Here is an 11,472-nt window from a genome sequence, read left to right on the forward strand (position 1 = left end):
TTTACACCGATACAGAAACTCAATCAGGCAGCTTAATTCTATTTATTAGGTGTCTTAAGTTTGGGAGGGTTACCGTGGAATATAGAAAACCAACTTGAAAAACTCTAAAGCGTAGAACTAAAGTGGAAGTAGTATCTAAACAGAATTTTGCTAAAAAGATCCCTTGTTGGATAATACAGAGTTTATTTAGCTAAATAAACTCCTGTAAATCAGACTTTTATTCTATCTAGTATACTAGACATGATTTCAGTTATTATACAGATTGCCTTATAGCCTAAGGTCTAGTAAGGTTTAGTGCATAGATGTTATATACTTATTCAAGAGCATATCAATAAGAGCGTTCATTGAAAACTAATATGAAAAAATCGCCAAATAGAAAACAGTTAACCAGCCGTCATGCAATACATCACCTTATGACCGCTTTGGCGACTGGTATATGTTTTACAGTGACTTCACACGCAGCAGTAGCAGATTTCCAAATCAATAGTCTAGTGGCGCAGGCAATTCAAACGCATCCTTTAGTAGGGTCGGCTCGAGCGAGTCAACAAGCAACTACCGAAGGAATTAATGCGGCCAAATTAAACCTTTTACCAACACCAAGCGTAAGCTCAGGTTACGATAGAGACAATGATTTTGTCTCAGAGGTGACCATTCGCCAGCCCCTATGGACAGGGGGTAAGCTCACCGCAGATGTCAATCAAGCCATATTTGATGACAAGGCTGCTGTAGAGTATATCTATGAGCAGCAAAACCTAGTGGCCAAAACAACGATTGATGCTTGGCAAAGCTATATCCAAGCTGTCGCGACACAAAGTGTCCATGTGGAGAATTTAAAAGAGCTGAATGATTTCGAAGCCATGATGCAGCGACGCGTTGGTCAAGGTGTATCAGCTCGTATTGAGCTTGACCTGGTGACTAACCGTATATTGCAAGAGCAAACATCTTATCAAGCGGCAGTTGAGCAGCAACGTATTGCCGCTGCTAGGTTAGAACAAATCATTGGTCAACCACTGTCTCAGATGAGTGTCACGAGCATACCGAATCTTAAGGTATTGGTAAATCAAGCCAAGCAGCAATCCGTTGACTTTGAAAGAATGGCCTTTGATAGGGCAGGGTTTTATAATCCTACCGTTGTAAAAGAACACTTCCAAATTGAATCCGCTAAGCAAGGTGTCGAAGCACAGCAAGCGGCTCGTTACCCAACCATTTATGCCCAATATGAACATGCTTACTATCATGAGGACAACGAAAACGATGGTAAGTTCTCAGTGGGGTTGAGCTATGCACCAGGTGCTGGATTTTCTAATTTTGCGCTAGCACGAGCCTCACAGGCAGAGGTCAACAGCCTAGTACAAAACCAAGAAGCCGCACGCCGTAATGTCATAGAGAATATTCAGGTACAGTATCAGCAGTTTGTCAGTGCCAAAGACAGGGAAACCTCGTTGGTTGCGGCTGTAGCAGGGGCACAGATTGTAGTCAGCTCTTATCGTCGGCAGTTCATTGCAGGACGCAAGTCATGGCTAGAAGTACTAAATGCTGTCCGTGAGCATAACGATTATCAAGTCCAGCTGGTACAAACTCGTGCAGAAATGTTGGGTGCATTTTATAGATTACAAGTAGATTTTGGCATCATGCAGTGGCAGCAGTTTTCTCATAATCGTGACCCAGTGACTTTGTTTAGCCCAGCTAACTCTGTCAAGCAATGGCTCAATAAGCAAGACAAAAACAGCGCTAGTCGTCATTTTGGTTATGGAAACAACTCAGCAGAAGAATATATCGATATTAAGCTGCCCGCGACGGCAGAGCAAAGTTTGAACAATGGTGAGTATCTCATGTTAAATGATGATTACAGTATTACGCCGATAACTGATCAAGAGAATATGACACATAAGTAAATCAAAAAGTCATATACATAGGCGTAAATTACCCTACATACGCAACCATCTAAAATATTAAATAAGCGATTAATATGAGTGCACAATTACAAAAGACACCGTCTCAGTCTGTTGACCACCATGAGCTGCAACACTCAGAGCAGGTTGATCTGACCGAAACGCTGACTGATGCGATTAAGCATTTACTCGGACAGCAAGGCTATCCAGTAGACAATATACGGCTCCATGATGTCGTCAAACGTCATAGTGAGCAGTCGGACAGACAAGGTCAAAGCATTCATGAGTTAGGCGGTGTCATTGCAGTATTACAAGGCATTGGCATAACCGATACGCCAGAAATACTAGAGCAGCCTGATGCCGCTTTTTTGCCCTTACTGGCGTATCGAACGGATTTAGGTTGGGGCGTGATTGACAGCCAAACGCCGCAAAAAAGTTGGAACTTTAGACAAGTGAACCAGCAGGTACATACGCGTGCCGAAGAATTGACTTTGGTCATGCGTATTCGTTTGAAAGAAGATCATATTAAACAGCGAAAAGCCTCATTTTCTGATCTATTAAAGTCTGATTTGGGTAATTATAAAGGTATTTTAGCTGAAGCCGTTATCGCCACTTTTCTGATTAATATGTTGGCATTAGCCGTTTCTCTGTTTTCTATGCAAGTTTATGACCGTGTCATACCAACGCGTAGTGAATACACGCTGATTATTTTAGCCAGTGGCGTCTTCTTAGTGATTATGTTTGAAGCGTTTATGAAGTTTTCGCGCTCAAGAATCATGGATAAGGTCGTCGTCGGTCTAGACCAGTACCTATCTCGAGAAGTGTTCCAACGTCTACTCAAAGTACGTATCGACCAAATGCCGGGGTCAGTTGGCTCTATGGCAGCACAGTTACGTGGTTATGAGCAAGTACGTAGCTTTTTTACGGCGAGCACGCTTTTTGGCTTAGTCGATTTGCCCATGACCATTATTTTTATCAGCTTAATAGCTTTTATTGGCTCGCCATTAGTCGCTGTTGTACCAGTGATAGCGGCGGTCATCGCAATTACGATGGGACTGATTGCACGCAAACGCATCGATGCCATCGCATCAGAGGGCGCGACTGCCTCTTATTATAAGACGGGTCTGTTGGTAGAAGCTGTGGAAGGCGTCGAGACAATAAAAGCAGGAGCAGGCAGTTGGAAGTTTCTCTCGCGTTGGCTAGATGTGATGGATGTCACCATCAAAAACGATTTGGATATGAAGCATGCCAATGATAACTTAACGTATTTTACGCAGATGCTACAGCAAGTAAGCTACGTTGGTATCGTAATAGTCGGGTCGTTTGTCGTCATGCAAGGTGACATGACAATGGGCGGACTGATTGCCTGCTCGATACTTGGTGGTAGAGTGTTAGCGCCTGTTATGGCGATACCCAACCTGCTAGTACAGTACGCTCATGCCAAAGCCGCCAAAATGAATATTGAGAGTCTGTTTGCACTGGAGCAAGACAACCAAGGCGTTGCGTATCCATTATCGCCTACGCATATAAAAGGCGCATATCAGTGCGATGGATTGACGTTCAATTACCAAGGCAACGATCGACCAGCCATTACAGTTCCGCAACTGTCGATTAAACCAGGAGAGCGTATAGCGATACTTGGGCCTATTGGTTCAGGTAAATCTACCTTGCTTAAGGTGCTGGCAGGACTGTATGCACCAACGGAAGGACGCGTGTTGTTAGATGGACTTGATATACATCAGATCAGTCGTGAGACACTTAGTGAGCGCTTGGGTTATCTGCAGCAAGACCATCGACTGTTTCAAGGAACCCTGCGTGAGAACTTATTAATCGGTATGGCAGCGCCCAATGATGATGTCCTTCAAGAGACTTTAAATAGGACAGGGCTAATCAACTTAGTATCCAGTCATTCAAGTGGTCTTGACCTACCGATCAGTGAAGGCGGTAAAGGCCTATCGGGGGGACAAAAGCAACTAGTGGCATTTACCCGTTTATTATTGACCAAACCTGATGTGTTTTTGCTGGATGAGCCGACAGCTTCTATGGATAACCGACAAGAGCAGCGCTGTCTACAAGTGCTACGTCAGGAGTTGACGAAAGGGCAAACGTTTATTGTGTCGACCCACAAGACAGCATTGCTAGACTTGGTAGATCGTCTGATCATTATGGATAACCAGCGTATTATTATTGATGGTCCAAAACAAGCTGTACTTGATGAGCTCAGAAAAAACGATCAAGCAAAAAATAAAACCACCATGCAGCAAAAAGGTAAAATCGTTAACAAAGCCAACCAACCGTCAAAAGAAGGTGCCGACGAAAATAAGCCTGCTACCTCTAGAGTTAGAAACATCAGCGTAAAACCCATCAGTGCTAAACATTCAACAGACGATCAAGGGAAGTAGGCATGTCAGAGTATAAGTACACACCCACTAAACCCCAAGTTAATCGTTCAAGGTTGAGTATTTGGATAGCATTAATCGGGATCGTCACTTTAATTATTTGGGCATCATTTGCCAAGATTGACCAAGTGACCCGTGCGCAAGCAACGGTAATCGCCAGTGCTCGAACGCAAGAAATCCAAGCATCAGAAGGCGGCGTATTGACTCAGTTGGCTGTCACAGAAGGTGAAGAGGTTAAGGCGGGTCAATTATTGGTAGTGTTGGAGGAAGAGCGTGCAAAAGCAGCTGTTGATAACTCTGCTTCTAAGACAGCTGCGCTAACTGCTAAATTAGCAAGACTAAATGCTGAGATTTTTGAAAAACCGTTGGTATTTCCTAAAGGGGTACAGGACTATCCTGAGTACGTGCAAAACCAAAGGGCGCTATACAACAGACGTCGTCAAGCTATCAACGAGGAAGTCTCTTCTCTTGAGAAAATGCTAGTGTTGGCACGTCAAGAATTACGCATGAATGAGCCTTTATTAAAGTATGGCGATGTCAGTCAAGCCGATGTCATTAAACTCAGTCGTCAAGTTGCTGATATCGAAGCGCAGATTAATAACAAGCGTAATAAGTACTTCGAAGAAGCACAGGCTGAAATGACCAAGGCTCAAGAAGAGCTAGATACCGAGCTTGAGCAATTGCGAGATCGGGCACAAGTACTTGAAGAGAAGCGCTTGATGGCGCCCACAGAAGGTAAAATCAAAAATATCAACGTGACCACTATTGGCGGTGTCGTTAAGCCGGGCGAGGTCATTATGCAGATTTTACCGACCAGTAGTGACTTGGTTATAGATGCCAAGGTCAGTCCTGCTGATATTGCTTATGTCAAAGAAGGTCAAGAAGCGACGGTTAAGCTCGATGCTTATGATTACTCTATCTTTGGAGCCATGAAAGGTACAGTTAACTATATCAGTCCAGACACGCTAATGGAGCAAACACCTAAAGGCGAAGAGCCTTACTACCGTGTATTAATTGTGATTAATGGTGCTGAGTTTAAGGGGCGCGGTGATGAGATTGTCATTAAACCTGGTATGACAGCTTCTGTTGATATCAAAGCGATGGAGCGTACGGTATTGTCTTATTTGACTAAGCCAATTACTAAAACCTTATCAGAAGGTTTGGGTGAGCGCTAACAGCTTAATATTGTATGTTTATTGATAAGATAATAAAAACCCCAGTTAATTGCTGGGATTTTTTTATGTATAAAGGTATTTGGTCTAATTGGATCATCAACCATACGGCTTCTAATATCAATTAGAATTTTCAGGAAGCCTTTGGCTATTCGCCTCATTTCTTAACTGTTGTTGCTCATCAATTTTCTGCTGATTACGCTTTTTAACTTCGTTGATAGCCGCACTCAATTGATCGTTTATCGCTTCCACTTCAGATTTTGCTGAAAGATAGTCTTTATCTATTTTGACGTTACTTTTTTGAGCAGGGACGTCTATATCTAGCAAGCTTGCATTGTTCTTAATCTCTTCCAATTTATCATCAGTACTCGCAACTATAGACTGGGTAGTGCTATCAGTTTGGGCATCTAGCGCCTTTTCCTTTTGCGGAGGATTTTTGTTTGCTTGTACTGATTCTATCGATGTAGAAGCTGGTTTTTTAGATTTATCATTGACGTTGTTGGCAGCTGAAGAAGGGGATGCTTTTCTGCTTTCCACGTTGGCTGTTTGCTCATCACTACTTGTTAGCTGAGATGCTTCAAGCTCATTACCAATCTCAGATTTTTTATTGACCGTGTCTTCTACATTGTTGTTAGTGTCATTAGATGTCTTAGTGTTGGTGACAGTAGTGGTATAGACCTTTTCAGGTAGATCTACATTGTTGATAGCAATAGGTTCAGTCGAGTTCGTTTGACTCTCAGCTACTTCTACCGAATCCGTCTGATGAGTGTTGAGATAGAAAATAAAGAAAACCCCAACATGTACTAATATTGCAAGGCACAACGCCCGAAACCATTTTTCGCGGAACTTCATCATTATATGGCTTTACCTTTATCATATTAGTACACGTGCGACACACCTTGAGGTTATCAAATAATAAAGATTATTGGTAGATAGAATAGGCTAAGCCTGTTCAGTACTATCTTTAGTTTCAGAGTCTTTATTTCCAGAGTCATTGCTCTTAAAGTCACTGTTCTCAAAATCAGCCAACATTTCTGTGATTAGTTGATCTTTTTGATGCCATATTTGCTCTACCCAATCAAACATCTGTGCTTTTATCGCTTCATCTGTCTCATAGCCACCTTCTTTAATAGCCGTAAATAGTGCTGGAGGTATCTCGATATGTCGCACATCGACACCCAGACGTTTGATATTGCCTTTCCACAGGTCACTATAAGTAGGCACACCGTCAGGGTAGACAATCGTCATGTCTAAAACCCCATCAATCTCTTCCCCTAATGCACTCATAGCCAGTGATAACCCGCCAGCGCGTGGCTTAAGTAAATGCGTATATGGGGATTTTTGTTTATCATGTTTACTAGGAGTGAAGCGAGTTCCTTCTAGATAGTTCAATAGCGTAAAAGGCTTGTCCTTGAGCAACGCACACGCTCGTTTCGCTTCTTCGATATCCTTACCCTTTAGAGCAGGGTTTTTAGCGATGGCTTCTTTGGAATGACGACGCATCATAGGAAAGTCGAGAAAGTAGAAAGCTTGACCAATGACGGGGATGTATATGAGCTCAAACTTGGTAAAAAAGCGCGTCAATGGCAAGCGTTTTTCGCTGATATATTGCACGATACTGGTATCAACCCAAGACTGATGATTGCTAACCAGTAGATACTTACCGTTGGTATGCACATCATCAGGTAAGTTAATGCGCCAGTCTTTACGTGGTAATACGTTATCGATCAATGCATTGTTGCTATTGATCCAATAGTTCGTCACATCGATAACGGCTTTGTCAGCGATGGCAGCACCGGTGATAGCCTTGGTAGCACCCATTACCCATACAGGTAAACCAGCTAACATACTATTAAAGGTAATCACACTGGTTGCTGTCGTCAGTGAGGCAGCTTTGCCCAGTTTTGGAGCGCGTTCATGTAGTTTTTGAACGATTGATTTCAATCGCATATCGAATCCTTTTACTCATGCCTATGATGAGATATTGATAATGTTGCTGCATGATTTTAGCAGAAATCAATCTCAGTGTACGAGTGTTAACAACAAATAATAAACAGCATTGATAAATCAAAATGTACAATCGTATTGAGATTTAGCCGAAACGAGAGACAAATCAAACCATAAAAACAGTCTGTTTTATCTATAAAAATAAACCGATAAAAAATGAAATACAGATTAATTAAAAGGGAACATGTTTATGATGATATTTCGAGCTCAAATATAGCCCTTATATGCTGGCTAGTCTATGAGTTTCGTCTAGAACCTCTTTTTATAGATTCACAGTGCTACTCACACATTAGTACCGAGCAAATACTGATGAAGTTAAGTATGAAGCGACTGCGTTTGATAGCAGTTAAGTTATCAATAAACAAAAAAAGGGCGTATCAAGAATTATCTCGATACGCCCGCTATAATCTAACCAATGAAATTTGATTAGCTAAATAATCGAATGAATCAACACTTTATATTTACTATATCAATTAACCGTGCATACCACGGATAGGGTAGTTATTTTCTGGGTTTCTAACAAAAGCCAAACCATTTGCCAAGGCTTCAAAATCTGGTCTAGAGAACGGTGCGTTCGAGATATCAACGATATGTACTTTTCCTTCAGCATTGATAACGAATACAGCAGGTTCAGCGAAAGGATGGTCGGTTTCTTTCTCTGAACGTGGGTCAGAGATATATAGACCTAGCGTATTCATCTGTTCGATAGTCAGACCATGAGCCATAGGGAAGCTAACATCTATTTGATCTAGATGAGCTTCTAACTGCTCTTTACTGTCTGCAGATACTGCGATGATATCGACACCGACGTCATAGAAAGACTGTTTTACTGTCTCTAAAGTATTTAGATACTTTGTGCAAATTGGGCAATGCTTACCACGGTATACAACGACCAGTTTCCAGTCATGACCGTTTTCAGGTTTGCCTAACGAAGTCATTTCACTGTTTAATACTTGTACTTCCATTTTAGGAAACGTAGTACCGGCTTGAATTTTTTGAGCATAATCTGTTGACATAGTTCTTATCCTTTTTAATAGTATTTTTATGGTTAGTTGGTATTTAACAGCGTTACATTAGCAGTCTTAAGTGCAAAAGTATGGGATGTTTACAGTCGTCCCAAGTAGTAACAGGAAAAATTAACATTACCTTTAAAGTCGATTAATAAGACTACTTAAGTAAGCTAGTAAGTCATAGACATAGACAAAGCGTCTATTTTTTCGCTTCTTCAGTTGTCTGAGCATATAGTTTATCTTGAGTTTTTAGCTCGAAATCTGAGGCATTATGACGTTCGTGTAATTGCTCAGCAGGTTCACCCCAAGTGCGGTTTACCTTGCGACCACGTTGCACAGCAGGACGCTCTAAAATCTCAGTTGCCCAGCGACGCACATTTGGATAGCTCTCAACTTGTAGGAACTCTCCTGCATTATATGCTTCGCCTAGTATTAGATTGCCATACCAAGGCCAAGTGGCGATATCTGCAATCGTATACTCATCGCCACCTAGATAGCGATTTTCTGCAAGCTCTCGTTCTAGTACATCTAATTGGCGTTTTACTTCCATCGTGAATCGATTGATAGGGTACTCAAACTTTTCTGGTGCATAAAAGTAAAAATGCCCAAAACCACCGCCCAAGTAAGGAGCAGAGCCTTGCAACCAGAAGAGCCAATTCATCACTTCAGTACGTGCTGCTGCATCTTTAGGCAGTAGTTTTCCGAATTTTTCGGCAAGATAAAACAAAATAGCGCCACTCTCAAAAACACGGCTACCAGTCTCTGTATCCAAAAGCACAGGGATTTTTGAGTTTGGATTTAGCTCAACGAAACCTGATGAGAACTGTCCACCTTCACCAATTTGAATCAGGTGCGCGTCGTACTCAGCTTCTGTCTCACCCAACGCCAATAATTCTTCGACCATAATGGTAACTTTTTGGCCATTAGGGGTGCCCATTGAGTAGATTTGCAACGGATGTTTGCCGCGAGGTAGATCTGCTTCATGCGTTGGGCCAGCGATAGGGCGGTTGACGCTTGCCCACTTACCGCCGCTTTCTGCATCCCATGTCCAGATGCTAGGTGGCTCGTAATGATTGGAGTTTGACATAATGATGATACCTTTTTATATACTGTGCTCAATAGAGGGTAATTGGTAAATCAGATCCAGTTTATTGTTTTTATTCTGGCATGTCTGCTAGTTGCTTTAAGATGTTTTTGTAGTTTTCTACACCTTGTGCACCGCTCACCAGATGACGACCGTTGAAGATAACGGATGGTACGCTTTGAACACCTTGCTGCTTTGAATGCTGTACGACTTCACGTATCACAGTGGCAAAGCGTTGATCTGCGATAACGGCGAGTGCTTCATTACGATCTAGTCCAATATCTGCTGCGACATCTGCCAGTACGGTACTATCAGCCACGTTTTTATTATCAACGAAATGCGCAACGAACAATGCTTGTTTTAGGTCGTGCATACGTCCTTGCTGATCAGCCCAATGCAGCAACTGATGCGCATTAAAAGTATTGTAGGTACGAAACTCATCGGTAAACTGAAAATTAAATCCAGCTTCTGCACCTGCTGTTGTCATTCTAGCTCGGTTCTCTTTAACGTCCTCAGCAGTCGTACCGTACTTCTCCATAATATGCTCACGATAGTTTCGTCCTTCGTGCGGCGTATTAGGGTTTAATTCAAATGGATGCCAGTGAATCTCGTGCAGCGTGTTGGTTTGTTTCAATGCCTCGGCTAGTTGACTATAGCCGATAGCACACCAAGGGCATACAACGTCTGACACGATGTCTATTCGTAAGGGTTTTTTTGCCTGTTCCATAGGATCTCTCATTAGCGATAAATTAAAATGGAAAACTGCTGCCCGAAGATGTTTCGAACAACAGTATGAAAACATCAAATGGACTGTGTCAGCGTTAGCCGAAAAACGTATTAGTCAGCTTTATGCCATTCAAATTTCTGAAATGGCTTGTCGACTGGTGTATTAGCTAGGTGGTTCGTATAGTTGCTCATCACTTTTTGAGCAGTACCAAGAATAACTTCAAGAATCTGACGCTTAGTGTAGCCAGCATCTAAAAACGCTTGAACCGCGCTGTCATCAACGTTACCACGACCACGTACGACAGAAAGTGTAAAGTCACGTAGCGCTTCTAGACGTGCAGTTGGTAGTGGCGTCTCATCACGTAATGCATCAGTGATAGCGTCATCTACTTTCATGCTCTTAGCAATACCAGTATGCGCAGGCACACAGTAATGACAAGCATGTTCAACGTTGATAGTTTGCCATACAACAGTGGTTTCTTCATCATCAAAGCTGCTGTCTAAAAACAGTTGATGTAGCTTTTGATAGCCTTCTAGCAAGCCAGGCGCTTCAGCCATCACGGCGTGTAGGTTAGGTACCATACCAAATGCTTTGATTGAAGAGTCAAGTAAATCTTTGCTTTCTGCTGGGGCTGTGTCTTTATCGTGTAGAGTAAATTCGGTCATAATATAATTCCTAACAATAGGTTTGAGATTTGGTGTGTTTTAGAGTTTTCATGCTCGTTTCAAAGCAATCGCTGATTTACATTTAATTATTGGCTTAAGCAGTTACTCAAAATTAGCAACTTTGCTTAGTAAGCGAGTCAATAGAGACTACTATAAATGATATTGAGCAATCGCTCAATAACTGTTTGAGTAATCGTTCAAGTAAATTGTAATGGATCAATTACATTCCTCTGCGTAATTCATATTATTCTATTAATATCAGTACCTTAATAAGGTAACACTGTGTAAGTAGTAAGAAAAAATAATGGTAAAAAAGTGATTGTTAGCGTTAATAACATTATTTTCTCTAGGGCGTGTCTTCAATTCATCTTACAATGAACGATAGTACACGCCAGATAAAGCATTGACTTAAAATTACGAGCTAACTTCTCATAGCGAATGGCGATACTACGAAAGTGTTTAAGCCTTGCAAACATATTTTCAACAAGATGACGCAGCTTGTACAAATAGCTATCA

The 11,472-nt window shown here is 41.8% G+C and carries 10 protein-coding genes; 3 read left to right on the forward strand and 7 right to left on the reverse strand.

Features of this window, described 5'->3' with window-relative positions; translation table 11 throughout:
• Positions 1 to 356 precede the first annotated feature (356 nt).
• From JMY00_RS13110 to JMY00_RS13120, 3 genes are all read left to right on the forward strand, one after another.
• The gene (locus JMY00_RS13110) at positions 357 to 1,895 is read left to right on the forward strand and encodes a TolC family protein (protein WP_240990763.1); all 1,539 of its coding nucleotides are present in this window, start codon (positions 357 to 359) and stop codon (positions 1,893 to 1,895) included.
• Between the two features lie 74 nt (positions 1,896 to 1,969).
• Complete coding sequence (locus JMY00_RS13115) at positions 1,970 to 4,294, forward strand: type I secretion system permease/ATPase (protein ID WP_201580477.1); 2,325 nt, start codon at positions 1,970 to 1,972, stop codon at positions 4,292 to 4,294.
• A 2-nt stretch (positions 4,295 to 4,296) separates the two neighbouring features.
• Positions 4,297 to 5,466 (forward strand): HlyD family efflux transporter periplasmic adaptor subunit, encoded by a 1,170-nt coding sequence (locus tag JMY00_RS13120; protein WP_201580478.1) that lies wholly within the window; start codon positions 4,297 to 4,299, stop codon positions 5,464 to 5,466.
• A gap of 117 nt (positions 5,467 to 5,583) precedes the next feature.
• Here the strand turns inward: JMY00_RS13120 and JMY00_RS13125 are convergent, their stop codons facing one another.
• The 7 genes from JMY00_RS13125 to JMY00_RS13155 form a co-directional block, all read right to left on the reverse strand.
• Positions 5,584 to 6,318 carry a hypothetical protein gene (locus JMY00_RS13125; RefSeq protein WP_201580479.1) on the reverse strand — a complete coding sequence of 245 codons (735 nt, stop codon included), beginning with the start codon at positions 6,316 to 6,318 and terminating at the stop codon, positions 5,584 to 5,586.
• 87 nt (positions 6,319 to 6,405) lie between these two features.
• Entirely contained in the window at positions 6,406 to 7,413 is a 1,008-nt protein-coding gene (locus JMY00_RS13130; protein ID WP_201580480.1) for an acyltransferase, read from the reverse strand.
• Positions 7,414 to 7,943: 530 nt separating this feature from the next.
• Positions 7,944 to 8,486 (reverse strand): redoxin domain-containing protein, encoded by a 543-nt coding sequence (locus JMY00_RS13135; protein WP_201580481.1) that lies wholly within the window; start codon positions 8,484 to 8,486, stop codon positions 7,944 to 7,946.
• A gap of 193 nt (positions 8,487 to 8,679) precedes the next feature.
• Positions 8,680 to 9,567: a glutathione-dependent disulfide-bond oxidoreductase gene (gene yghU, locus JMY00_RS13140; protein WP_201580482.1), complete on the reverse strand. Its 888-nt coding sequence runs from the start codon at positions 9,565 to 9,567 to the stop codon at positions 8,680 to 8,682.
• Between the two features lie 70 nt (positions 9,568 to 9,637).
• Positions 9,638 to 10,291 carry a DsbA family oxidoreductase gene (locus tag JMY00_RS13145; protein WP_201580483.1) on the reverse strand — a complete coding sequence of 218 codons (654 nt, stop codon included), beginning with the start codon at positions 10,289 to 10,291 and terminating at the stop codon, positions 9,638 to 9,640.
• Between the two features lie 110 nt (positions 10,292 to 10,401).
• Positions 10,402 to 10,956 carry a carboxymuconolactone decarboxylase family protein gene (locus tag JMY00_RS13150; RefSeq protein WP_201580484.1) on the reverse strand — a complete coding sequence of 185 codons (555 nt, stop codon included), beginning with the start codon at positions 10,954 to 10,956 and terminating at the stop codon, positions 10,402 to 10,404.
• A 359-nt stretch (positions 10,957 to 11,315) separates the two neighbouring features.
• Positions 11,316 to 11,472, reverse strand: a 157-nt coding sequence (locus tag JMY00_RS13155) for a transposase (RefSeq protein WP_201580485.1), incomplete at its 5' end; no start/stop codon positions are given.

The organism is Psychrobacter sp. Pi2-52, from assembly GCF_904846705.1.
Classification (GTDB): Bacteria; Pseudomonadota; Gammaproteobacteria; order Pseudomonadales; family Moraxellaceae; genus Psychrobacter.